The organism is Terribacillus saccharophilus (assembly GCF_002272075.1).
Lineage (GTDB): Bacteria > Bacillota > Bacilli > Bacillales > Amphibacillaceae > Terribacillus > Terribacillus saccharophilus_A.
On the sequence record NZ_NPBJ01000010.1, the window covers coordinates 1 to 24,609 of the forward strand.

Sequence of the window (24,609 nt, forward strand, 5' to 3'; positions counted from 1 at the left end):
ATATAATGGATTTTTAATTAATTAACTGAAAATTTACACAAAATTAAACTAATTTAATTCTATTTTCCTATTACTTACAGAGTTTGACAGGAAACTATGCCCAATTTTATACTGATACCCACATCACAGGAAATAAATGGGGGTATAGTTATGAAAGAAAATATTAAGAACTATCAAGTACTAGTTGACGAATCTATTAGAAGTGTTGGAGGATATTGGCGTTCAATTTCCGCCTTAGCTAGGCTGGCCGAGGAAATAGGAGAACTTGGCGAGTTATTATTGGAAAAAGAACTTGATTACGAAGAAGTTTCTGCAGAGATGGGGGACATTTTTGTTATCTCTACTTGTATAGCTAACCAGTACTTATCTGAACTCGATAAAGAATACAAAAATTTAGGTTATAAACCCACTATTGAATCACTAAACGAGATTAACATCTTTAAAGATGTCCCAACTGCCTTTTTTAATCTATCAAAATATTCAGGTAGAATAGCACGCATAATTAATCATTATGAAGGTGATAAAGTAAAAAAACCTTCAGAGATTGATAGATCCATAGGTAGTGAAGTATCAAAATTACATATAAATCTGATAGCCCTAGCAAACTTACTAGGAATTGAGATCTTTGTACATATTAAGGAAGTATTGAGTAACAGCATAAAACGGGATAAAGACCGATTCTCAATCTCTCATGATCCAATCACAGAAATCTCACTAGATAGATTTAAGTCTACAGTAGATAATACGCACTGTATCTTTTCAAACACAGCAAAGATTTGGGGAAGTTATGAGTGGGATAGTAACCTTAGCCTTGAAGAGAATATTGATAACAGCTTACCTTCACTAACGCGATTCTCTAAATGTGCTGATACTGAAGGACTTGATGGTTATGTAATAGATATTAACGAGAAACGATTCACTGAGAATATTGAAGGGCTAGGGGAGGCACTCTTGAGAACCTTAACACACATTTCGAAAAATGATCCGAAGAATGCAAACTCCATGGGTGTCGACCTCCACGATCCTAATTGGCAGTTTTCGTATCATGGGGTTAGATACTTCATCACTACGTTCTCCCCTATCTATGAGAAGAATCATCCTAGACACACACCGTTTGACGACTCTGTATTTATTTTTTTGCAACCTGAATTTTCGTTTGATCATCATGGTATCCACTCTGGAAACGAGAAACGCGAAGACGTTAAAGAAGCAATAAGAACCGTGTTTAAGAAAAATGGATGTCCTTATAGTGTGGATTTAGTAAAGCAACCAATAGAAGCATTTAAGTATCTAAAACCAGAAACTATTGATGGAGAGCCTATTACATGGTGGAACCGGTGAGAGATAGACTGAGGATGAACCATACTAAAGCTATTTTTCTGGCAATCTTCGTTACCTTTTTATGGTCAACTTCTTGGGTTTTTATAAAGTACGGGTTGGAGGAAATTCCTCCAATCCTTTATGCAGGGCTTAGATACGGAATAGCTGCAATCTGCCTATTACCCTTCTTATTAATTCGGAAGAACCTTAAATCACTGAAGCAACTTAAGATCAAAGATTTTATTCTTATAGCTATTCTGGGTGTTTTTCACTACACACTCACTCAGGGCGCTCAATTTGTGGCTTTAAAATACTTACCTGCCTCAACAGTTACTTTAATGTTAAACTTCACTACAGTTTTAGTTGCGCTTTTTAGCATCTCATTTCTAAATGAGAAATTAAATTCCATTAAATGGGTTGGGATAGGCATTAACGTTGCTGGTATAGTTATTTTCTTTGCTGCAAATAATGAATTTAACGCTCAACTTATAGGGATATTTATTGCAGCCTTCGGGGTTCTTTTCAACGCTATATCTAGTATCTTAGGTAGGAGTATTAACAGAAAAAAGAATTCTCCACCAGTCGTAATTACATGTCTGAGCATGATAGTTGGATCTATTCTTCTATTTGTTACCAGCTATATAAGAGGTGAGCAGTTACCTTCTCTAGGTATGAGCGAATGGTCAATAATTGTATGGTTGGCTGTTATTAACACTGCCTTAGCATTTACTTTATGGAATATTTCGTTGAGGGAGTTAACAGCAGCAGAATCAAGTATTACTACTAATACAATGCCAATACAGATAACGATTATGGTATCTATTTTCTATGGAGAGAGTATATCTCCAATTGAGATTGTTGGTATACTTATAACCTGCCTTGGTACGTTTCTTGTTCAGTTTAATTTTAAAAGCAAAACTAAAAAGTCCAAACAAGTTATTCCTTTATCCAACGAAAAGAGGAAAGTGCTATGAAGCCTTTTATACTTGGAATAAGCGGAGGTAGTTGTTCTGGTAAGACTCAACTGTCAGATAGCCTTCAAATGAAATTAGGTAAGGATAATGTTCTAATTATTTCTCAAGACAATTATTACATTGAGCCTAATGTTTCAAAGCTACATGAATACAATTTTGACACACCACAAGCATTGGATCTTAGGTTACTTTATGAAAACCTTAAAGAGTTAAGTGAGGGAAAGAGTAGTAGAATACCTAGATACGATTTTGTGACTAGTACTCGAGAGGGCTATACCGAAGTACGACCCACTCCAATAATAATAGTAGAAGGAATACTATTATTCCATGATCAAAAAATACAAGACTTATGTAATTTGAAACTATATTTGGATGCGGATGCAGATACAAGACTGGTACGTAGAATATTAAGAGATACATCAGAAAGAAATCGAACACTTGATAGTATTCTTTTGCAATATGAGAGGTCCGTGAAAAAAATGCACAATACATTTGTTGAACCACTTAAGGATTCAACGGATATTGTAATTAATAGTAAAAGTGGTAGTCTTCAATTTTTTGTGGATATGATCAGCATGTATTTTAGACAAACACTAAATTTAAAAAACTTAGAAGGAATATCTTAGTTTTACTAATCCGAATAAGGATTAACATAGTCTTAACACACATTTTTCTGTCTTTTCTTCGATTATAGAGGTAAAAGGAGGAGATATTATGCCAACACTTATCAAAATTGAATTGTATGGAGAGTATGTAAAAGCAAGGAATGAGGTTTCAAAGGAACGGCTGCTGGAGTTGATTGATTCTGAAGAGGATGACATTCAATTCCCTGAGCTGACGCCAAAGCATCCGTTGTTTAGGAAGTTTACGCCAGGAGAAATATTTTCTTTGAAGACTTGTTTAGAAAAGATATGGTGACTGTGCATTGTGGTTTCGATTATCCTTTACTGCCACAGTAAAAAGATGCCCCTCCAGTTAAGAGGGGTTATTTCTATTTAATATTTGATCATAAAAATACTTCTTTATTTTCTCCATGAAAATTTGTAATATAATAGAAAAGGAGAGGGTAATATGTATTATGTGGATGAATCGGGAAGTATTCCCTCATTTAAACCATCCCACCCGAAGAACAGGCATTTTTTAATAGCTTTTATACACACTGACAATCAAAAGGCTTTAGAGAAAGTACATAGAAGGTCATTAAAGAATGTTAAGAAGTATTTTCCGCATTTATTTGACCACAATAATGAGCTAAAAGCATCTCTAGCGCCTCCATTCATCAAAGAGTACTTAATAAGCCGCATAATAAATAAAACAGATACAAAATTCGGTTATATGCTGGTGGACAATTTTAAGATCAAGGAACAATTCCGTAAATATAAAAGTAGATCATTTAATTACCTGCTTAAATTGGTAATGACTTCACATAATTATGGAGCCTGCTGCACTGATAGTCTTATTTTAAATATAGATAATAGAAATTCTAAAATCACTAATCTGGACTCCTTAGAAGATCATCTTTACGAAGAGTTAGTACTAAAGCATGAACTTACAGATGAAGTAACAGTAAATTATCTTGAATCACATAACGAAATAAATGTACAAGTTGCCGATTTAATTGCAAATACTGTATTCCAGTACTATAAATACAGAAATTATCGTTTTAGATATGAGCTAATTGATCCCAGTAATTGTACAAGGTGCCCTGATTCATATATCCACTTGTATCAATTGATTAAGGAAAATTTCTTTTTTGTACAAGAATTTCCTGGTGGCAGATCTAAGAATCCAATTGCAATTTAATAATTGACTTTAACTTAGGGTATATTGTATCATGAGGTTACAATCTTCTAATAAGACCCTTTTAACCGCGAAAAGTATAACGTAAGCTGCCTGTGTGGTAGCCGGAATCGGGCAAGGGATTGTGACCTTATACATACAACCCCTCTCTTATGTAATCGTAAGAAAGGGGTTTTTATTTTTTAAGCATACTTCAAAAAATTCTCAAACGTATTCGGACCAATAGCTCCCATTGCTTCCATAATGATTAGAAGCGTCAATGATTTGCGCCAAAAAAATAATGCCAGCCCCGCTGCATACAGGACGGCATTAGCTAGAAACAGATAACCCCAGTATTCAATTGGCAGCAGACGCTCCATTAAGGCGTAAGTGCCATTTGGTGCAAGTTCATCGATTGTAGTGAAGCCTATCCCGATGATGATGGAACGAAAGGTCATGCTGGCTGCTAGTGTAATGACAACAGTGTACAGAATGATACGATCTACCTTGAACCACTTCATCAATATCCTCTCCATTCTTTGCCCCCTTTTTTAATCACTCTTTAAATCATCTATTGATTCTTCAACAATTAAAATGGCACTTCGCAATTTTATATCTCTTATCAGAAATGAAACATAATTTGCAAACCAGAAAACCCCTATGGATGTGAATAATAAAGCAGATAAATTGAATGTAAAATCATATACAGATGCATTTAGTTCGTCAAGTATATAAGATTGCTCATCAGGTATTTTCAAGTCTTTATCTAATACCGCTAATCTTTTTTCGACTACTTTTGACGCTAACGGCAGGACAGCTGCAATCATAGCTAATAAAATTGTTATTGGTTGGAATAAAAAACCTTTTGTTTCTTTCTTATGATCAAGTGATGATAATAGTCTCCGCCTTATCATTTTAATTTCGGCTTGTGTGTATTCCCACTTGAGATCATTTACAATTTTAATTTGTTCACAAATCGTCTTTTTATGAAGCTTTCCATATTTTTTGTACAAGGATAAAACTATATTTTTAGAATTAACCACGCTATCATTATTACCACTCATACTTACCACCTCATATTAATTATCGGTAATAAGTAGTTATTTTTTAATAATTAGTAATCAATTGTCCTCTTGTTTTACTTACCGCCCCCTTTAGTTAACCTGAATCCTTTCTATAAAAGCTGCGTTAATAAAAAACCACCAGTTATCCCTTTCAGGCTGGTGGTAGCCAGGAGCTGGACCTCCTGGCGTTTTAGTTTAAATTGAAATTGTGACTAAATAACCGCTCATATAAAGCAGGATTGATTTCTTTTGCGGTCTTATAAAATATCTTTTCCATTTTTTCAGGACTGGTTTCATCACCTGAATTAATTTCTTCTTTAGTACGTTTCCATTCGGATTTTAAAATACACTGCTGTATATAGACAATAACACTTATATAATCCCTGAACTGCTTTAAATTAGGGTCCGCACTCAGTTCTACGTCAATAATATAGTTTCGCAAGTCGTTCATGTGTTCAAACAATCTCTCAAACCAATACTCTCTAGGGTTAGACAAAAGGTACACTTCATCTATTAATCTATCCAAGTCATGCGTTCGCTTTATAAATTCCTCCATTTTCATACCTTGTTCAGTTCGAAGTGCAATAGAAAGGAATTCGAATGTATTTTTAGATAAAGAGTTAAAATCAATAAAAGTATTCCTAATCTTATTTACCCATTCTATTCTTTGAATAATTATCGTATCTGTATACCTGCGTTCTTCCAAATTCTTTATAGTCTCATTGTTTATAACTTTAGTCGATTTTAAATTCTGTTCTGCAATTTTTTCACTTGATTCTACATTCTGTTTAGCTATCTTCTCTGAAGATAATTTAGCTATTTTTGCCAATTCTTTTGTTTGTTTTAATTGTTTTCTCGAATAAGTAGCTGATATAAGAGCAACAATTAAAGCTGATAGCATAGCGATAAGAGCAGCTGTAACATGCGGATTGTTTAAAGTAATTGCTGATAATAACACAAAAATTCCTCCCTTTCCGTCTTAATTCGACAGATTGGTGGGATATTCCTTGTAAGCCTAAGCTAAAAAAACGCGAAGTATGTTGTAACTAGAGAGGAGCTTTAAAGAACTGTATAGTGAAGTTTTTGGCAAACTCAGAGGATATTAGATGAATTAATGAAGGAAGAAGATTGTAAAAACATTTCAGAAGTGAAGTATTAAGTGAACATTAGAAGGAACATTCCATCAGACTTAAGTGAACAAATATGTAAAAGGGAGTTAACACCATGGTGAAGTACAATTCCCACCTTATATTTAGCCTAAAATATATAAAAAAAGCCTACATTCACAGAAAATGTAGGCTTTAATTCATTTGCGCATGAATCCTTGTCTCAGTCTTGTTTCTCTCGCATTTCTATCGTTGACCATCCACGTAATACCCTCTCTATCTACATTACCTTGAACGATAATCGTAGGCTCCGGAAGCTCCATATCATCGATTTGAGTACCGAAATCGTGTTGCACTTTACCGAAGTCTCCTCTCGTTAGCGAGGTGTCAAGACTTGCATGGAACTGACTATTAGTAGCTAAATCCGGTTTGAATGCACCTGTCATAGCTGACGCCATATTAGATACAGCATTCACCGCGGTAGATGCATTTTTGTTAATACCAACAGCTGCTCCTACAGGTATCCACTTAGATGCTGCCTTAAATACCTTTGATGGTGAAGCAATGCCTGTGACACTTTTAAACTTCTCTACTAAGGAGGTACCGAATCCGGAAACTGCTTCAAGTCCCGCATCGATCTTACCTTTAATTCCGTCGATAACACCATTAATGAGATCTTCACCTGCACTAATCATATCGGTTACACCATCCCGGACTTTCCCTGGCATGTCCCCGACAAACTCAGCAACTTTATCAACTGCTTCTTGCATCTTCTCTCGAACCTTGTCTACTACTTCACCGAACTTTTCTCGTACTGTAGAAACCAAATTTTGCAGCTTAGTTGTAGCAGTGCTCTTCGCTTCTTCCCACTTGTTCTGAACCCACTGCTTAACCTGATCCATCTTCTCTTTAACCTTAGAGACAATATTCTGGAAGAACTCGACTACCTTTTCCTTCATTTGTTGGACAAGCAAAGCAGACTTTACTTTAATCTCTAGCCACTTAGCCAAAAGATTCGCTTTCAGTTGCTCTATTTTAGTCTGGACTGAGGATTTAATATTCTCCCAGACCTCGGAAATCTTATCTTTGATCCAGGTCCATACATTTGAGGTAACAGTTTTGATTAATTCCCATCCGGTAGAGATTAGGCCTTTTACAAAATCTATTCCAATCTGGACAATGCTCTTTATCCAGTCCCAAACAATCTGCAGAATGTTCTTTATCTCTTCCCAGACGCCGGACCAGTCACCTTGAATAGCAAGCATTACTACTTTGATTATGCTCCAGACAAGATTAATAACTGTGCTAATAGTCGTTTTAATCACGTTCCATACGGTTGTGATAACGTTCTTGATGACATCCCAAGCAGCAGAGAAAAACGGTACTAAAATGCCTATTACAGTCTGGATAACTGTCCATGCAGTTTGTAAGTTAGAAATGATATTAGTTGAGATAAAATCCCAAACCTTTTGAGCTGTAGACTTAATAAGCTCCTGATTTTCAGTCCACCAGGTAGAAACTGCAGTCCATATAGTAACAATAAAGTTGTATACGTTTGTCAGTACGCTGACTATGTTAGTTATAACAGCGTCCCAAACTTTCTTTGCGGCTGACTTGATCGTCTCTTGGTTCTCTTCCCACCAACTCTTGATAGATCCCCATGTATTCACGATAAACGCTGCTACAGCTGTGGTGACACTACTTATAACGTTCTTAACACCTGCCCATACCTCTTTGACCTTGTTCCGGAAAGTCTCATTTTCTTTCCAGAGTTTCACAAAGATAGGGATGAGTATAGATAGAATACTAATAACAAGACCTACCGGACCTGTTAGCAAAGCAAATCCCCTAGCTAACCAAGGAAGTGCTTTGGTGCCTAAAGAAAGTATCTTAGGAAGTAGCTTTGTTATAAATCCACCAATTTTACTGAATGCACTTCCGGCCAGTGAGAATGCTCCTGTTACAACATTAAGAAGGATTCTTCCAAAACCTGAAAAAGCAGTTCGAATAGCAGCAATAACCGGAACTAATGCAACAAGGGCACCAACTATGACAGTGGAAGCCGCGATAATCTTTCCTATAACAGGATGTGTTTCCATCATGCTGTTTGTCCAAGAAATAAAGCTATTTACCATGTCCAATAACTTAGATCCCAAAGGAGCCATAGCAACGCCGAGATTTACAATAAATTTAACGATATTACCAATCAATGACGCTACCTTGGGCCCTGATTCAACAATGTAGCCAAGGAATTTCTGGAAGCCTACATTGCTTCCTATTTCCGATGACCACTTTTTAAATGAGGACATCATGCCCTGAAGCTTGTCCAGCATTCCAGATGCTGTTCCACTGAACCCTGAGAAGGTATTTATAATTCCGGTTATAGCATCTCCAACGATCGATTTGATTTTCGGCATATTTTCTCTTATATAGTTAACAAAAGCTTGAAACTTTGCGCTTTGGCTCAAGCCAGCTGCCCAAGAAGCAAAGCCTTCAGACATACGTAAAAAGCCCTTGGCCGTATCTTCTGCTAACGGTCCAAAGGCTGTCATCATACTAAGAAAACCTTTTATGAAATTACCAACTGACTTACCAATGGTTTCAAGCATAGGACCAGCTGATTTATTTAAGTAATCAAAGAACTCCCTCATCGCCTTGGAATCAATTGACTTAGCTAATGAGTCCATAAGGTTGTTAACTGCACCAGCTGCGGACTTAACCATAGGAGTTAACGTTCCGATCAGTTTCTTAGTGATGTCCATAGCTTTGGTAAAGGCTTCAAGAACAGGTTGTTCTATGGCTTTAGCCAAGTCCATGTAATTACTTTTCATGGATTGAAAAGCACCAGCAGCTTTGTACTGCGCTGCATTCATATCTTCTATATCTCCAAAGACAGCCTGAATAGTTGGTGCTGCGAATAAACCAAATGCTAATGCTGCAGTCCCAGCTGCACCAAAAGCAGATGCAAGAGAAAATGCTGAACCAGCTACCGTTCCCGCAACAACACCTAGGTTACCTATCAACCCGATAAGCGAAGCAATAATAGGGACCAATGTAGAAGAGAGCATAATCCCTAGACCTCTAAAGGTGTTACCAGCAACAGTTCCGAACGCATTAATCGAATTAGCAATCCTACCCATTACATTTTGAAAATTATCTATCCTTGCTTCAATACGGACGATAACACTCTTTCGTTCAAGGTCTCGAGCCTTTGCTGATACTTGTGCAGCTTTACGATGGAATTCTGCTGTGTCAGCACCAATTTGCTTGTCTGTGCCCATAGCTGTTCTCTTAACTGCTGCGTCTACTTGTTTCATCTTTGCTTGGAACTCTTTAATTCGCGCCCCAATACGCGCCATAAATGATTCATGCATACCTTAACCCCCTTTCTGTCTTGCAAAGTAACCCTTAAGTGCTTTAGAGGCTTTCCTGTAAGCTTTAGCAAACCCAGAATCATGACTTTGCTTCCAGTGCTTGTCTCCTCTATCAAGACGTCTACGAGCTTTCTCCGCATCAAACATTTTCTTCTCTTTGGCTCGCTTAGAATTATTTGCGTAACGATTAAACATCGCACTTCTAGCGAGCATTTCATACTCATCTATTACACGGTGCTGAGCACCCTTGATTTTTAAGCGAAACTCATTTGGCGTCCAAGAAAATATAAGATCATTGTCATAGACCTGTAGGTAATGCGCTGCGTCCTCTATGACTTGATCCATGTCTATGCCGTCATCTCTTCTCGGCTTTCTTTCAGTCTGGTCACGTAAGTTTGAATCTGCTTCTTCTCTTCCGCGTCCTTCGCGAATTCCGGAGCTCTGTCTAGATCTTTCCAGTATTTCTTCGCTTGTGTCTTGAAAAAACCCGATTCATCCATAGCTTTAAAACAGTCCTTAAAGAGATCTTCTGACTCTCCTGCTTCGTCCATCATCTTCAACAGTGCCTCTTCAATTTCAGGAAGTTTTGGACGATCTTTCAAATGCGCTACAGCACAGTCCCAGAAACCAATTAGACCTTCATGATCATAGTTGAGAAGTTTCTCATAGATATTGTTAATACCTGAAGTCTTGTTACCTTCTTTGTCTTCGCCGTAATACTTCTCTTTCGCTAGTTTGTTGAATTGGAATGTTACTCTCGCTTCGTAATCTTTTTCGTTAACATTTAGAATTGGCATATGTTTAGCCCTCCTGTTTATTTAAGTAAATGAAAAAGCCAACCCGAAGGCTGGCTAATGAATTATGCACCTGTTGTTGCTTCTTCTACTCCAGTTTCACCTGGAGTTTCGAATCCGTATTGCGCAAAGTTGATTACTTCTTCTGGCAGTGGAGCAAGTTCGCCTTTTTGAGACTTACCGATTACTTGCAGTGTAGAATTGAATTCTTCTAATCCATCCCCTGCACTGGACTTCTCCGTATTCTCTACTAGGCAATACGCAAAGATAGCATTGTGCTTACCGTTTTCATTCAGCTCAACATCGACTTCCCAAATCTTGATCTGCTGTTCCTTGTCTAGTGCATCGGCAACTGCACTTTGACCTTCATCCTTATCATAAAATGCTGTAATCTCGAACGATTCAGAAGTGTTACCGTACCCAAGTACACGACCAAATTTGGTTTGCTCGTCCAATAATTCATTTTCTTTAGAGTGAGTGTGTTCAGTTAGATGCCCGAGCACTTCCCCTCCATCACCTAATGCTGCTTCGATAGACTGAACAATAATAATCGATTTCTTACCTGATCTAGGCATTCAATTACCTCCTAATTATTAATAAAAAAGATGACACGTAGCACACCATGTCTGGTTTTGCCATCTATGTCATCGAACACTTGTAGTTGGTCTACTCTCTGATCAAATAAATTAAATCCCTCGACGCGTAATGGCCTACTAGTAGCAGCTAAACACGCATTCAAGATCTCATATGCTTCTTTCTTACCTGGATACTTAGACCATGCATGCATTACCACAGCAACTTGTTCACCAAAGGTAGTTTTGGTTACTTGTGGCGTCACTGTAGGCTCGCCTATACGAATATAAGGAAACGCTGTACCTTCAGGAATATAATCAAAAACGCCTGTCACAAGATCCCTAACAGCTGAATCAGATGACAGACGTTGAAACAACGCTGTTTGTAATGCTAATAAACTTGTACGAACTGCCATCTAATCACCTCAGCTTCTTCATTTCTCTAACAAAGTAATCCCGACCCTGATCGACAGATGGATGCCAGAACGGCATGGCATGCATTCCTCGAGTAAAGACCCATCTGTTTAACTTATCGGACCAGTATACCCATGGATCCTTGCGTCCTTTTCCTGAAACAGAATAGATGCCGGTACCGTACTCAATGTACAAAGAGTACTCAGCACCGACTGTAACTGTGCAAGTTAATCCGTCCATAGAACTGTAGAAAGAAATGGATCTCTTGAGGTTTCCTCCATCTATTTCTGCTACTGGAGCAAGTTCTGTAGCTTGGTTATAGATAATTAAACCTGTGTTCTGGACAATCTCTCGCACTTGATCAAGTACTCTATCACCAAACCGAAGCAACGCCCATTTCAAACGAATGTTTCCGAACTGAACTTTGCTTCTCTTAGCCATCTGAAGTCGCTCCCTTGCTACATTCAATAAGCATCACTTCATGCTGGCCACCTTGGTCCATGGGTTCAGATACGATTGAAAGCACCTTACCTTCATACATAACACGCATAGACGGCTCGATATCGGTTCTGTAAGGATAATAGACTTCGTAATCTATCGGATTGCGTGTCTGCTCTGCCTGAGCTATCTCTCGGCTTGATACCGGTGTGACAAGCGCTTCCGATGTATCGAAGTCCTGCCACCCTCCTGGAATCCATCCACCTAAGCCGTCAGATCCACCCTGTACCTCTTGCTGAAAGATAATCTCGTGAGGGAATTCGTCGTAAGGATCAAACATCATATCCATCATGTCACCACCTTAACGCTCTATAAGGAGCAAGGTTTTTAGTAACTGGATCTGGATAATCAGTATTGAAAGTGTATGTGACGTTTCCCATCTGCCGGCTTTTCAGTCCGGTATCACGTAAATCATGCTTTATCGCATCAGCAACATACTGTTTAACGCCTGCCGGAAGGATGTATTTACCATTCACTATAAACGACTGATTGCAGTAATCTTCTGCCGCTTCAATCAGGACAGAGATTTTAGCTTCGATAAATTCATCATGTTTAGTGTTTGTTGCAGGAATACTAGCCAGTAGCTTTACTGTATTTAAATCCATTAGTCCACCTACTCTGCAGCGTACTGTTCTGGTTCGGATTTAATAGCTGCTATTAGATCGTCCTTTGTAGCATCTTTATTGTATTCAACGTTATTATCATTGAGATACTTGGTAAGCTCGTCTTTCTTGAGCTTCTTAAGCTGTGAATTAGTTTGTTCTGCCAAATCAACAGTTTCAGGCTCTTTATATTCCTCAACAACTTGAAAACCCGCAGGAATCATTGCTTTCTGGACAACCATTGTTTCTTTCCCATTGGATACACGAACCCTATTCATTAGAATCACCTCTTAATACTTCTAGTAGTTCGTCCCGTTTCATTTCGCTGTATCCTTCAATACCTTGCTTCTTGGCTTCTTCCTTCAACTCAGGAACTTTCATTCCATCATAATCAGGAGCAACCTCATTCGATTGCTCCTCTTTCTTGTGATATCGTCTCAGTAACATAAGCTACCTCCCCTTAGGCTCCAGCAGCTGCTGTCAGTGTGATTTTGATAGCTTTGGATTCATCATATAGGTGTACACCATAATGCTGGTCAGCAGTGATTACAGTCGTTTTACGGATGATGTCACGATCTGTTTCCAAGTCGAAGTCGCGTTTCATGAACAAGGACAGCGCACCTGGCTTCACTAGGTAAGCTGTGCCTTCTGCAAGTTTACGAGAACGAACAACTTGAGCGCCCAATACTTCACCGAAAGCACCAGTTACAAGCAACCGATCACCAAGCTCAGAAGCTCGAGTCCATTGACCAGCAGCATCCGCGCGAAGGTTCGCAACGTCTTTTGGGTTAGCAATAAGAACCATTGCACCCGGATCTTCATCATTGAAAATACCTTGTGCAGCATCCACTGCTTCAACAGTTAGTTCAGATGCACCTGTGTACTCTAGGGTTGTTGTTGCAAGCGCAGAAAGCGCATCGTTATCAACTTTATTGGCGATGGAATCACGAATCTGTTTTTGCGCTTCACCTTGTGGGTCACCATAACCTGAAAGCAATGCTTCATCAGTGATCTCAACCCCTTTAGCAGCTTTTTTGATGGTGAAGCTGTCAGAATCAGTAGTCAATAGATCAAGGTCAATAGCAGCGCCCTCAGCAACGTCTTTCGCATCGCCAATGTAATTCCATCTCGGAACAGTAACAGTGTCACCTGGCTGTCCTACGAGCTTTCTGTCCACGTTTGCAAGTGGTGCAAAGCGAATTGCGTTAGGTAGTTGTGCTGAGATCATGTCTGCCATAACCTGTGGAATAATCATATTTGCTTTAGTTGTTTGTGCCATTCAAAAACACTCCTTAATTGTTTAATTTCTTATATAAATCAGGGTTATCGTTGTAAAGCTGTGCTCTTTCTGTGTAATTCATGTTGTTGAATTGGTCTCTAGTAATCAATCCTGGTTCACCTTTACCACCAGGGTTAGGGGTACGACCTTTCGGGCCTTGTGGTGCTTGCTCTACTTCAAACAAGTAAGCATCACTTTCCTGCAAGCCTTTCAGCTGTTTTTCCAAGCCTAATAGCTTGTCGCCATCCAGTTTGATAGCTTCAGTGTCTAGCAATGCTTTAATTGCCTTCGGATTACGAGCTTTTGCATTCCTTAATGCATCAGACAGCGCATAATCGAATGATTGAGCATCCAATTTAGCTTGATACTCATCAGCTGTATCTTTGTTCTTCTGCTGTAGATCTTTAATCTGCTGCTGTAAATCATCATTACCTTGCGCTTTCTTACCTAAATCTTTCAGCTGGCCATCACGTTCTTTTAGCTGATCTTTCAGCTCCTTGTTGTCATTGTTCACTTGGTCAAATTTCTCTTTCGGGAACCATTGACCATCATTCACGACAGCAAGCTTATGACTACCTGCTTTTTCTGATACCTGCTGATACAATTCCTCGCCTAACAATTCTTTTAAATCCATCTATATGACCCCTTTGTTAATGTTTTTTAGCGTGTCACACCTCACGCTGAAAGGTTACGCTTAGTTTCACCCCAAGCCATTAAAATGGGCATAAAAAAATAAGCCTGTATCGCTGTACTTAAGCGACTATTTAACGCATAGCTGCGTGGTTAATCAATGCTATAAATCTATATAAAGTGGAGCTCACTAAGCTATTAAACGCTCAAAGAAGCTAACCACGTATTGTAACTCTGATAAGGTATAACAGCAGTTTTTTCATCTGCTGTTCTTGCTCTTCGTAATTCTGGCATTCTTCCATCAACTGAAAATAGAAGTGAACATCTGCAGTTGCAATCCATATCAGGCCGCCCCCAAAGGTGGGGGCCCTCCGCCTTCATGCCCTTGAAATGAAAGTAACCTTCTCTGTCAGCTCTTTGAGAATCCAGCTCTCTGTGTGAATTCCTGGTATGCATATCAAGTGTTGAGCTCCATACCTTAACCATTTCAACAAACTTTCCAGCTACTTCTGCAGCATCCAATCGGCTTATAGTCTGAACCCGACCTGCTTCAGTTCTGGCTACCCTTCTTGCTTTATTTCTGCTGAAATTAACTCTTTTCTCAATCCGCGTCGCCATCCTAGAATAATCTTCACCAGCCATTAATCCTTGTGTTATCTCTATTTGGATATTGCGCACTATCTCACTTCTATGAGCTTCCATAAGCGCCGGCAAAGTCAATCTTGCAATTGGGTTGATAATTGCTTGTTGGATCACCTGATAGGCCGGTATAGTGAATCCCATTGCAATCTGAGACTCATATTCATATAAAAAAGCACTTCTTAGATAGTTTTCTATATAGGTTGTCTCCATCAATGCCTGAATCAGTTTTGTTACCTGCTCATAATGCTGATCCATTTGTTCAACTATCATTTGCATTTCTTGTCTGAACCTATTGAACTTATTCAGCTCTGTATACGAGAGCTCCCCGCGCGTAGCATACTTCTGATACATACCGGATATTTGACTAAGAATATCCTTTAATCGTTCTGAGAAAGCTTGATCGAGCGCATCTTCAGCGTCCTCTATCATTTGGTCCAGGAGAACATCTATTTCCTGTTGTGAGCGTGTCATATAGTAATCACACCGTCACTACGGCAGGTCGGGCATGTGATTGCATTTCCGGTTGAAGGACTTGGAATCTTCCCTTTGCCATTACACTCCGGACACGTTTCTGTTGTTTCTTCTGGTGTAGATGATGAACTGGATGCTCGATTTGTCGTGCCAGCAGCTGTCGTTACAGTATTAGGCCGCATGCTACGCGCATACTCGTCTTGCTCTTTCTGAATACGTTCCAACTCGTCTTGTTTGCTCCATGGATGGTTCTCCACGATTGTTTGATCACTAATAATACCTTTACTGTTAGCAGCCATATCCACTCGCTCAGCCTCATTGGCGATGATGGATCTGTTGAATGTCATATCAATGCTTTTCACATCGTACTCACCTTGGCCAACCATAGCTAGGTACTCAATATAGAACCAGAAGAACTCACTTAATGCAGCTCTGAATTTTCTCTCCATCTGGTTTGCCTTTAAATCTAGTAAGTTGTATAAGAACTTGAGAGCCACTCCAGTTGGGTTATTACCAAACTTGTCCGTTTTCGTATTAACTCCTTGACCAAATGTGTAGATGTTTTCTTCCAGTCGATCAAGATACTGACTTGCACTGCTAATTGGAACCTCCACCGACTTGGTATCCACTCCACCATTTTCATCCGTTTTGATGGCCCGGTAATAGAGTAGATTCTGAATAAACTCATCTAGATTCTGACCATCGTAACCTTTCAGTATCCAGATAAGCTCCTGCGTTTCCTCGAATGTATCAGCAAGACCAGAAACGATTTTGTCGTATTCATCGATATGATCCTTGTAGAATTTGAGGTCATTCACTGCTTCGCTGTTGTTGTAGAAAGGAATAACCGGCACTCTTCCCCAGCCGTATCCTTTATCGTTATAAGTAAAATGTGATGCAGGGTTCTCGGGCTCGGTTACATCCGGTACGAATTCACCGTTAAAGCTCTCGTAGTAGTAAACTTGTGTTTTGGTGTACCATTCAGCCTTAATCTTTACTACTTCGCCCTTATCATCCAATATCGGATAATACCGGAGCGCTGCTTCCACATCGCGCTGTCGCTTCTCATCATAGATAAGGATTACTTCCTCAGCCGGAAATATAACGTAATCAAACTCTCCATCCTCATTGATGAATGGATGAAGGTGCTCGACACCCTTATTGCTGGCGCTCTTAACAAGCTCATTCATCGTGTCATCAAAACGCTCATCAGCTAGATCATCAATATTCGCACCCAGCTGCTTATCATCAGAACTGAATGTCATCGCCTTACCTACCAGGTATTGCGTCTTCTGATCCACCAGCAGCTTGTGCCAGGCATGAGATATTTTGTTATTGGCTTTAAGTCCCTCGATATCAGCAATCTTTACGCCTTTTTTGATCAGGAACTTTTCTTTCTTCTTGATAAACGAGTTGTCATTGAGGTAATAAGCTACACCTTCAACCATTGGCAGTGTATCGTGCTTATCAATCAGCATCTGGATGAAGTCAGCTCTAGTGACCTCATTAGCCTTTGCTCCCGTTTCAATGATCTTGGTCATTTCTTCTGTCAATGTCGGTGTCATTGGATACATGTCATCACCTGCCTTACTTGAGTATGCTTACTTTGTCTTTAGGTCTGTAAAACGCCAAAACGACCGCATCCGCCCTATCGGGAGACTGCAGCCCACGCTTTTTCATATCTTCTTTACGTTCCAAAGCTATCTTACCTTTAGACGTCATTCGGTACTTCCTAGTGGTTAGCTGGGAAATAAGCTTGTCGTCATCAGGTAAGTCCACTACAGAAGGTTTACCTTGCAAGTGCGCTGATAGATTGTCATTCAGCATGTCTCGCAATACCCCCCACTGTTCTGTACCAACGTTTTCATAGTGTTCTTTATCATCAGCAATACCGTTATTGACTACCGGATATACTTTGAAAGGTAGCTTTTGCTCTCGTATCTTTTCTTTCAACTGGTCAGTAACACCACCACCAACACCGCTGTCATCCACTTTGATATATATCTTCTTCAAATGGGGATTATCTTTCATCATAGCCTTGCCTTGCGCTATAACGTGACCAGTGGTAGCCGTAGTGTCCAGCTTCCTATATGCCTTTATTACCAGTGCCTTATCACCGATTCGAGGAACAATAATTGTTTCATCATCTCCGAATCGCGCCACATCGACACCAAGATCACCTATCGTTATGGATTTATCAACCGGTATCGTTGTATCCTTCGCCAGTTCTGCTATTTCCAACGGAATAAAGGTGTCAGCCTCAGCCCTCGGGAACTCACCGTATACCCGCACCCTTGCCACATCACTATCATGCCCGTACTTTTCAAGCAGCATATCAATGTTCTTCTTACTGGTACGGCTACTGTCCATACTAGATACTTTATGCGATCTGTAATGATGCCTATCCTTGTTGTGAGAATCATAGAAAGTACCACTGGTTCTTGTTGGGTTACCACACATGAGCAGCTTATTATGCTGGCCGGATAACGTACCAAGTATTGCTTCCATGATGTCATCAGCAACCCCAGATGCTTCATCAATGATAAAGAGCATGTAGTCTTCGTGGAAACCTTGCATATTCTCCGGTTTAGTCGCTGTCCTAGCAGTAGCAAACCAACGTTCTTCGTATTTACGCATGTATATCTTCGTCTTCGTCCATTTCAGAAGCTTTTTCAGCAATGGTGACTTAGACTGCCATTTACTTATCTCTGCCCACAGGACATCGTGTAGCTGCTGTCTCGTTGGTGCTGTGGCAATCACTTTCGGATAAGGAAAGCATGTCAGGAACCACAATGTAACAACTGCTTCTAAGCCAGTCTTACCAACACCTTGCCCAGAACGTACAGAAACATGCGTGTGATCAACCAAATCAGCTAATACTTGTAGCTGCCAGGTGTCTGGTTCAAATTTGAATACTTCCCTAGCGAATGTCCATGGCTCTTTTCGGTATAAAGGTATCTTTTTCTTAAACAGTTCCAACTTATTCATCGACTTCACCCATTGCTGCTACCCAATCATCAACTAGATAAGCTTCACCTTCGCCACCCATACGCTCAATTTCCAGCTTAGTCTTATCAATACCGAGCGTCATTTGCTCTAGTTTAAGCTTGCGAGCGTCATCTTCATGCGCCATATCGTTGAATTGCTTTATAGATGTCCTGAGCTCTGATATAGCTCTTGATTGTGCTGTGAGAAATGTCGCTTGTCTATCCCACGCAAACTGTATTTCATACTTATCAGCACCAGAATCACCGAAAGCAAACTGACTTTGTTCTTTCGCTAGGTCGTCCTTATCTTCAACCCACATAATCTTTTGAGAACGAATAATAGCAGCATATTGAATTTGTATTTGATCCCAAAGCAAATCAACCGGATCGCTGTCCTCAATCATGCCCATAATCTCCAACGTTTCCTTTGGCATGTAGCGTGAGAACAATCCATGCTTGGTAGCTGCGCTGTTCCGTTCTGTGAATTGATTCTTCGGATTAGGGTTTCCACTGCGTTTCTTTTGTTCCTTTGGCTTCTCTTGTTTAGTAACGCTCCTTTTCTCACTGGTAACGTTACTATTGCCTTCCCAATTGTCCTGGCTCTTCCATTTGCGTATCTGTGAAGGAGAACAATCCAATTCAGCAGCTATATCCTTTAACGGCTTTTTGCCATTAGTGATCTTCCATATCTCGAATGCTTCATCTCGTCTTGGATCTCTTTGTCTCGCCATGTCATATCACCACCAGCACCTCCTGTTTTATCACATGAAAAAAGCACCCTAAAAGGTGCTAATTTTTTGGAGTTGCCTCGCCTCGATTAAAAGAATAGATTTTATCGCAGTCCTTACAATGACAATCTGTTTGACGGTGTTTATGCCCGACAATGTTATCACGCTCATAAACAACGATTCCTTTTCCGCAAGGGCACTCATATTCTTCTTTAAGGCTATCTCCATAGTTATTTATAGCTGCTTTAACTGTACCGCTCTCTCGATTCGATAAATTTAAACGCATATAACCATCTCCTTCTGTCAAGTTTTTCGACAAAAGGAGTCATTATCCTGCAAACAACTCTAATAAGGGGCTTTAGTTCACAATTTCTAATGTCCCTGCCGCCTGTCCTGGATACCATTTCTGGACATATCGTTCTACTTGATCATGAACCGAACAATCTTCTCCACACTTTAAGTAGCCCACAGTACTAAATTCCAGTAGAACTGATATAGAAGATGTCTTCAGCTTAAGAATTATTGCTATATCTCGATGTCCCAGAAACGGATAGTTATGCAGAATATATTTTATTTTTCCGTAATCCCTCTTCTTAACCGGCGTGATTTCCCGTGCATCTCTATTTTCAAGCTCTTTAGGTTGTTTAGTAGCCATTAGGTAATCTACTGTCTCTCCAATTATATCGTTGTCTACTAGATATTTCTTTAGAAGTATCCGCGAGTGCCTTTGTACCTTTGTAATCCAAGTTCTCGACACCCTATGCTTCTTTGCTAGCTCCGTAGGACTTAAACCATTAAGAAAGAAATCGATAGATATTTTCCTTTCTATATCGGCAAAACTAGTTAATGCATTCTCAAACAAGCCTTCGATATCTATTTCATTTTGCATTTCTTCAGATGCTATCATAGTCTCCAAAGATGACCCTTCATCGCCTTTCACATTCCCAATAGATGATTGTAGACTCTTTATTTTTAAGGATGGCCGGTTCATGTTAGAGAATATTTCATCTTTCATATATCCATATACGATTGAACCAAAAGGAACGTCTGGATTTTGTTCAAAATAATTTAACGCTTTTACAAAACCGATATTCGCCCAGCCTACAACTTCATCAATTTCTCTATTTAGGAAGCGATATCGGTACGCCATATAATAGATTCTTTTTTTATAGGTTTGATACAGATCATTTTTTTCTTGTTCGGTCATAATCTTAGGCCTGCCTATATTTTTTGTAAGCTTCTCTAGCTTTTTCTTTTTGCTCTTCATTAAGGTATTGCCCAGGTTTTAATGGCAGTATAGTAGCTGCCTCCTCGCAGGACCAACCGCGTTCAACCCGGCTTTTATAAGTCTCAACATTAATACCATTTTCTACTGCCTTATCAATCCAACTAGCATCAGAACGAATTCTCCGATTCTTCGCATTTAATGGTTCAGTAGCTGCCCTTTCAAATGACCAGCCGTACCAGAGCCTTTGAATAAGATTACGCTTTTGAATTCCATTTACTTTTGCTATCTGAGCGTAGTGTTCAAATTCTGGATGATTAATGATTGTTTTTATAGGGAGCACATCTATAGCTTCATGAACTGCCCATCCGAGTTTATATACTCTGGACTTAATCGTTCCTTCACTAATCCCGTTCTCAACTCCGATTTGTATAAGTTCTGGAGTAAGATGAAATAGATTATCAGGATCCTTGTTAATTTCGTTAAATCGATCACGGTCAATTTCTGACTGTATGGTGTTGGCTAACTGCAAGGCTTCCTCAGCCGTCATAGTTGGGGTGACAGCTGCTTCTTCTGGTGACCAACCGCTATTAACTCTAGTTATATAAGTGGTGTAGTTAATTCCATTTTTGAGCGCCTTGTCTATCCACTCTTTATCCACTCTTTTTCTTTCCCCTCTAACTTGCACTGGGTTAGTCGCAGCTTTCTCATGAGACCACCCAAGTTTCAATCTACGGTTATAAAGCTCTTTAGGAATCCCATTCTTTTGTGCTAGTAAGATATATTTATAATCTTTTCTTTTGGTGTTATGTACGTCAGGCAACACCTCAGAAGCTTGCTTTGGAGACCACCCATTTGTAATTCTTCTAACATATGTTTTCCGGGATATCCCATTCTTTTCAGCTTTCAGAATGTACTTATAATCTGGTCTGCTACTAAGTGTCCTAACGGGAGATTTAGCAGCCTTATCTATATCCCATCCATCCCTTATCCTCTTCTGGAATGTGGATTTATTAATCCCATTAGACTGAGCTACTTTTATCCAATCAAGCATATTTTTCACCACTCTTTATTTGTATTCTTTATGCAACGCCTCGTAGGAAACATCGATGAGCGTGACGGATGGTCGATGGTAGAACAAGACCCCCTAGAAAGATTTAGGAGGATTTTTTTTGAGACGCTGCATAAAAAACACAAAAAAGACACTCACAAGAGTGTCAGAAACGTTCTATTTCCTTTTAAGTTCATCTAGCATTACTTGTATTTCATTTAATTCTCTATAGTAATCTTCATTACTCTTACCATGCTCACTATAATTTTCTCTCAATATCCCTTGTAGCAACACTTTTACTGCAGCTACTTCCAAGTCATGGTGCCATCTTTCCATATCCGACTTACCATCAATAACAATTTTAATCACACTGCCGTCTCGATCATCAAAGTCCTCAATATCCAAAGTTACTTCATCCATAAAAGCACCCCCTCACGTTGCGAAATTATTGCCGGCGTGGCAACTTTACTATTTCGACAAAGTTTGGAGGTTCTCCTACGAATTTGCCCTTTCACTTATAAGTGGCAATCGTACGACAAATTATTGACGTCTTATAAGCTTAATACTTTCTTTTATTAAAGTCTGTATCTCTCAAATCGGTTAGGTATTTAAGAGTGTATTTCTTACTTTCACTTTTATCTACATAATCATTAAGTCTCTGTTGTACATTAGTAATACTTATATCCAATGCAAAATGTTTAAACTCTTGGATAAATCTCTGCAGGTTCTCTACGATGACCATTTCCGTTCTTTTAATCTGCAAATTAATTTCATTACGAGCTACATAATCGTACTCTTTTCCAAAGCCACCTGTAAGGATACGAATATCACTTTTATAGTTTTTCTTTTTTAGTCTATCGATAATTCTTCTTGTTGAATTTGAATTTAATGGTTCAGAAACAATGACAACGTTCGCAACCGTTAATTTGACTAACGGGTTCTCTTTGCTTAGAATTTCTTCACCAAATGTACTCAGTGTTTTTCCCACTCCGCATTTTAACTGAACATTATCTTCTAGACCCGTTATAACAAATATGTCATTAACCAGATTATGATTAACAGAAAGTGATGTATTTTTCAATTTAGTTCTTATTATACTGAGAACAAATTCTACGAAGTTCTTCTCTTGTATATCTGCAATTGTTTCACTATTTACATATCCACTTTGCTTCAGTTTTTCTAATGTACGTTTTTTATGGTTCCTTTCTAGCCAAACCTTTATTTCTTTAGTAGCTACAAATTCTTTACCTTTGTTATTATAATTATATTCGTCTAATCTCTTTAAGATAGATCTTTCATCTTCTAGCGACAATTCTAATTCATCAAAGTTCTTTGCTTTTCCTTCTATGTATCTAGTTATTTCATGTTTTATTTTTTCTTTAATAGCGTTGTATTCGGTTTCAATATTTATAGGAATTAATACATCATAATCATTAAGTCTACTATTCCACTTTTCGAGTCTTTTCCTAAGTTCCGGATATTGTTTAGACAACTGAATTTCATTTTCACTTTGTAAATATTCTTTTCTAGCTTGTTTAACGCTCTTACCTTTTCCGAATGGTTGAAGTTCATAATTAGTTATACATGAACTACCCACCCGTAAGCGTGTATTATTAACTCGGTTCTTTATATAAAAGACCTCATGTATACTATGATAACCGCAAAGTTCACAGGATATCTTTTCATTATTTTTTAGTATGTTCATTGCGAATTTATTAGTATCATAATCAGCAACCCACTCACTCCGGCAACGTAAGATTATATCCGAAAGCATACCGTTAGTTATATTTATCTGATCCTCTGTAAACTCATCTAACTTGTCATGAATTACTTTGGCATTCTCATCTAAATTATCTCTACAAAGATCGTACAAAAATTCTGGTTTTTTTCCAAATTCGCTTAGTGCTATTATCGTACGATTTTTCTTACTAACAATTCTATCCCTAGACTCTTTAGATAACGTTACATTTTGTTTATCAATAGTACTAATATGGATGACCCCCAGTTCCTTAAACTAATTCTATTCTACTCTAAAAATAGAATCATTTTCCACATATAACCACCCTTTCATATTGCTTTAATAATTATTTCCTTATTAATCTTTATTTTATTTTCCGCTCTTTCCACCATTTTTTGAACAGTACTTTTACTCAGCCCTAAAAGACTTGCAATATCTGAAAACGACAGCATTTCTCCTCGTTTCATGAGATACACTTCTCTTTCTTTATTAGTTAGAGAAGATAACGCGTGACTTATTCTTTCTTTATCCCAGCTAGTAATTATATTCTCGTTAGCCTTTTCATCATCATCAGTAAGACTTCTAGTGTATTTTTGCATCAAAATAGGATCAAAAGGTTTCTCTCTTTGATATGCTGCTAGCCTTTCTACACCTCTTCTATTACCCGGCATTCTGCATTTTTGCATCCATTCTAGAGCATATTCAAGATCACTTTGCATTCCTGAATAAATATTTCTTTCTTCTAATGAACATTGTTCCTTTTGATGCTTGAGTTGTTTCAAAGCAAATTTATACTCATCAATTAAATCCTTCATGTTGAACCCTCCCCTTGGAATATAAAAGAGGACACCAAACGGCAGCAGAATTGCTGTCATTTAGTGTCCTCCAGATGGCTGGTAGAACCATTATCACTATTTTCTTTTCCAAATGTAATTTGGAATTAACATTCTCTTAATTTTTTCTTCAACTAAGTAGTTAAGAGTATTCACATTACGAACTAGAGTTTCATAAGACTTCTCGTACTTCGCAAAATTAGAAGATTCTCTAAAATCTTCATAAACTTTATTCTCTATACTATTAAGATAAAACTCATATTTATCTATTGAATACCCTTCGATTTCAGGTATATCCAAATCCATTAGATCTTCTACATACCCTCTTAGATCCTGTTTATATAACCTTTTTTCATCATATAAGTAATCCTCTATTTCTTGGTTATAATACTCATTAATTCTTCCAATTTCACAATAAATATCCCATTCACCTATATACAATTGAGTAGAGAAATTTTTATTGGAAACTAGAGTATAAAATTCTTTTTTTGGCTTGCCTTTTAAATCTAGGTCAAGAATAATATTTTC

31 protein-coding genes are annotated in these 24,609 nt (G+C 38.5%); 5 read left to right on the top strand and 26 right to left on the bottom strand.

Annotation, left to right across the window (positions count from 1 at the left end; all coding sequences use genetic code 11):
* Positions 1 to 150 precede the first annotated feature (150 nt).
* The 5 genes from CHH48_RS05505 to CHH48_RS05525 all read left to right on the top strand — a co-directional run bounded on the left by CHH48_RS05505 (position 151) and on the right by CHH48_RS05525 (position 4,097).
* Complete coding sequence (locus CHH48_RS05505; protein ID WP_176466369.1) at positions 151 to 1,341, top strand: YqcI/YcgG family protein; 1,191 nt, start codon at positions 151 to 153, stop codon at positions 1,339 to 1,341.
* Positions 1,326 to 2,294, top strand: a complete 969-nt coding sequence (locus CHH48_RS05510) for a DMT family transporter (RefSeq protein WP_095220258.1) — start codon at positions 1,326 to 1,328, stop codon at positions 2,292 to 2,294. Before CHH48_RS05505 ends, CHH48_RS05510 begins: the two co-directional genes overlap by 16 nt.
* Positions 2,291 to 2,920 carry a uridine kinase gene (gene udk, locus CHH48_RS05515; RefSeq protein ID WP_095220257.1) on the top strand — a complete coding sequence of 210 codons (630 nt, stop codon included), beginning with the start codon at positions 2,291 to 2,293 and terminating at the stop codon, positions 2,918 to 2,920. Before CHH48_RS05510 ends, udk begins: the two co-directional genes overlap by 4 nt.
* Positions 2,921 to 3,008: 88 nt before the next feature.
* The gene (locus CHH48_RS05520) at positions 3,009 to 3,212 is read left to right on the top strand and encodes a hypothetical protein (RefSeq protein ID WP_095220256.1); all 204 of its coding nucleotides are present in this window, start codon (positions 3,009 to 3,011) and stop codon (positions 3,210 to 3,212) included.
* A gap of 153 nt (positions 3,213 to 3,365) precedes the next feature.
* Positions 3,366 to 4,097: a DUF3800 domain-containing protein gene (locus CHH48_RS05525; RefSeq protein ID WP_095220255.1), complete on the top strand. Its 732-nt coding sequence runs from the start codon at positions 3,366 to 3,368 to the stop codon at positions 4,095 to 4,097.
* 179 nt (positions 4,098 to 4,276) lie between these two features.
* Here CHH48_RS05525 and CHH48_RS05530 read toward each other — a convergent pair whose 3' ends face one another.
* The 26 genes from CHH48_RS05530 to CHH48_RS19430 all read right to left on the bottom strand — a co-directional run.
* Positions 4,277 to 4,609: a hypothetical protein gene (locus CHH48_RS05530; protein ID WP_095220254.1), complete on the bottom strand. Its 333-nt coding sequence runs from the start codon at positions 4,607 to 4,609 to the stop codon at positions 4,277 to 4,279.
* Positions 4,610 to 4,624: 15 nt separating this feature from the next.
* Complete coding sequence (locus CHH48_RS05535) at positions 4,625 to 5,137, bottom strand: hypothetical protein (protein ID WP_095220253.1); 513 nt, start codon at positions 5,135 to 5,137, stop codon at positions 4,625 to 4,627.
* 190 nt (positions 5,138 to 5,327) lie between these two features.
* The gene (locus tag CHH48_RS05540) at positions 5,328 to 6,095 is read right to left on the bottom strand and encodes a hypothetical protein (protein WP_095220252.1); all 768 of its coding nucleotides are present in this window, start codon (positions 6,093 to 6,095) and stop codon (positions 5,328 to 5,330) included.
* Positions 6,096 to 6,443: 348 nt separating this feature from the next.
* Positions 6,444 to 9,617: a phage tail protein gene (locus tag CHH48_RS05545; RefSeq protein WP_095220251.1), complete on the bottom strand. Its 3,174-nt coding sequence runs from the start codon at positions 9,615 to 9,617 to the stop codon at positions 6,444 to 6,446.
* A 3-nt stretch (positions 9,618 to 9,620) separates the two neighbouring features.
* Entirely contained in the window at positions 9,621 to 9,962 is a 342-nt protein-coding gene (locus CHH48_RS05550) for a hypothetical protein (RefSeq protein ID WP_176466370.1), read from the bottom strand.
* Positions 9,963 to 9,964: 2 nt separating this feature from the next.
* Positions 9,965 to 10,414 (bottom strand): tail assembly chaperone, encoded by a 450-nt coding sequence (locus tag CHH48_RS05555; protein ID WP_095220250.1) that lies wholly within the window; start codon positions 10,412 to 10,414, stop codon positions 9,965 to 9,967.
* 62 nt (positions 10,415 to 10,476) lie between these two features.
* Positions 10,477 to 10,986, bottom strand: a complete 510-nt coding sequence (locus tag CHH48_RS05560; RefSeq protein ID WP_095220249.1) for a phage major tail protein, TP901-1 family — start codon at positions 10,984 to 10,986, stop codon at positions 10,477 to 10,479.
* A gap of 11 nt (positions 10,987 to 10,997) precedes the next feature.
* The gene (locus CHH48_RS05565; protein WP_095220248.1) at positions 10,998 to 11,399 is read right to left on the bottom strand and encodes a DUF3168 domain-containing protein; all 402 of its coding nucleotides are present in this window, start codon (positions 11,397 to 11,399) and stop codon (positions 10,998 to 11,000) included.
* A gap of 4 nt (positions 11,400 to 11,403) precedes the next feature.
* Positions 11,404 to 11,838: an HK97 gp10 family phage protein gene (locus CHH48_RS05570; protein ID WP_095220247.1), complete on the bottom strand. Its 435-nt coding sequence runs from the start codon at positions 11,836 to 11,838 to the stop codon at positions 11,404 to 11,406.
* A complete protein-coding gene (locus CHH48_RS05575; protein ID WP_245840319.1) occupies positions 11,831 to 12,184 on the bottom strand; it encodes a phage head closure protein in 354 nt (117 codons plus the stop codon). Before CHH48_RS05575 ends, CHH48_RS05570 begins: the two co-directional genes overlap by 8 nt.
* A 4-nt stretch (positions 12,185 to 12,188) precedes the next feature.
* Positions 12,189 to 12,500 (bottom strand): phage head-tail connector protein, encoded by a 312-nt coding sequence (locus tag CHH48_RS05580; RefSeq protein WP_095220246.1) that lies wholly within the window; start codon positions 12,498 to 12,500, stop codon positions 12,189 to 12,191.
* 8 nt (positions 12,501 to 12,508) lie between these two features.
* On the bottom strand, positions 12,509 to 12,775 hold the full coding sequence (locus CHH48_RS05585; protein ID WP_095220245.1) for a hypothetical protein: 267 nt from the start codon (positions 12,773 to 12,775) through the stop codon (positions 12,509 to 12,511).
* Positions 12,768 to 12,944: a Rho termination factor N-terminal domain-containing protein gene (locus CHH48_RS05590; RefSeq protein ID WP_095220244.1), complete on the bottom strand. Its 177-nt coding sequence runs from the start codon at positions 12,942 to 12,944 to the stop codon at positions 12,768 to 12,770. Before CHH48_RS05590 ends, CHH48_RS05585 begins: the two co-directional genes overlap by 8 nt.
* Positions 12,945 to 12,957: 13 nt before the next feature.
* Positions 12,958 to 13,776 (bottom strand): N4-gp56 family major capsid protein, encoded by an 819-nt coding sequence (locus tag CHH48_RS05595; protein WP_095220243.1) that lies wholly within the window; start codon positions 13,774 to 13,776, stop codon positions 12,958 to 12,960.
* Positions 13,777 to 13,789: 13 nt separating this feature from the next.
* Positions 13,790 to 14,410, bottom strand: a complete 621-nt coding sequence (locus tag CHH48_RS05600) for a phage scaffolding protein (protein WP_095220242.1) — start codon at positions 14,408 to 14,410, stop codon at positions 13,790 to 13,792.
* Positions 14,411 to 14,604: 194 nt separating this feature from the next.
* Positions 14,605 to 15,519, bottom strand: coding sequence for a phage minor head protein (locus CHH48_RS05605; RefSeq protein ID WP_095220241.1), 915 nt, complete (start codon positions 15,517 to 15,519; stop codon positions 14,605 to 14,607).
* Complete coding sequence (locus tag CHH48_RS05610) at positions 15,516 to 17,093, bottom strand: phage portal protein (RefSeq protein WP_095220240.1); 1,578 nt, start codon at positions 17,091 to 17,093, stop codon at positions 15,516 to 15,518. The genes CHH48_RS05605 and CHH48_RS05610 overlap by 4 nt, the downstream gene beginning before the upstream one ends.
* Positions 17,094 to 17,106: 13 nt before the next feature.
* Positions 17,107 to 18,507: a DEAD/DEAH box helicase family protein gene (locus tag CHH48_RS05615; protein ID WP_095220239.1), complete on the bottom strand. Its 1,401-nt coding sequence runs from the start codon at positions 18,505 to 18,507 to the stop codon at positions 17,107 to 17,109.
* Positions 18,500 to 19,237 (bottom strand): phage terminase small subunit, encoded by a 738-nt coding sequence (gene terS / locus CHH48_RS05620; RefSeq protein WP_095220238.1) that lies wholly within the window; start codon positions 19,235 to 19,237, stop codon positions 18,500 to 18,502. The genes CHH48_RS05615 and terS overlap by 8 nt, the downstream gene beginning before the upstream one ends.
* A gap of 58 nt (positions 19,238 to 19,295) precedes the next feature.
* The gene (locus CHH48_RS05625) at positions 19,296 to 19,520 is read right to left on the bottom strand and encodes a hypothetical protein (protein WP_095220237.1); all 225 of its coding nucleotides are present in this window, start codon (positions 19,518 to 19,520) and stop codon (positions 19,296 to 19,298) included.
* 72 nt (positions 19,521 to 19,592) lie between these two features.
* On the bottom strand, positions 19,593 to 20,441 hold the full coding sequence (locus tag CHH48_RS05630) for a sigma-70 family RNA polymerase sigma factor (RefSeq protein WP_141230053.1): 849 nt from the start codon (positions 20,439 to 20,441) through the stop codon (positions 19,593 to 19,595).
* Between the two features lie 4 nt (positions 20,442 to 20,445).
* Positions 20,446 to 21,513 (bottom strand): hypothetical protein, encoded by a 1,068-nt coding sequence (locus tag CHH48_RS05635; RefSeq protein WP_095220235.1) that lies wholly within the window; start codon positions 21,511 to 21,513, stop codon positions 20,446 to 20,448.
* Between the two features lie 174 nt (positions 21,514 to 21,687).
* The gene (locus CHH48_RS05640; protein ID WP_095220234.1) at positions 21,688 to 21,930 is read right to left on the bottom strand and encodes a hypothetical protein; all 243 of its coding nucleotides are present in this window, start codon (positions 21,928 to 21,930) and stop codon (positions 21,688 to 21,690) included.
* Between the two features lie 139 nt (positions 21,931 to 22,069).
* The gene (locus CHH48_RS05645) at positions 22,070 to 23,383 is read right to left on the bottom strand and encodes a hypothetical protein (protein WP_095220233.1); all 1,314 of its coding nucleotides are present in this window, start codon (positions 23,381 to 23,383) and stop codon (positions 22,070 to 22,072) included.
* Positions 23,384 to 23,577: 194 nt separating this feature from the next.
* Positions 23,578 to 24,123 (bottom strand): sigma-70 family RNA polymerase sigma factor, encoded by a 546-nt coding sequence (locus CHH48_RS05650; RefSeq protein ID WP_245840320.1) that lies wholly within the window; start codon positions 24,121 to 24,123, stop codon positions 23,578 to 23,580.
* Between the two features lie 36 nt (positions 24,124 to 24,159).
* The coding region (locus tag CHH48_RS19430; RefSeq protein ID WP_217978589.1) for a hypothetical protein at positions 24,160 to 24,609 on the bottom strand (450 nt) is incomplete at its 5' end.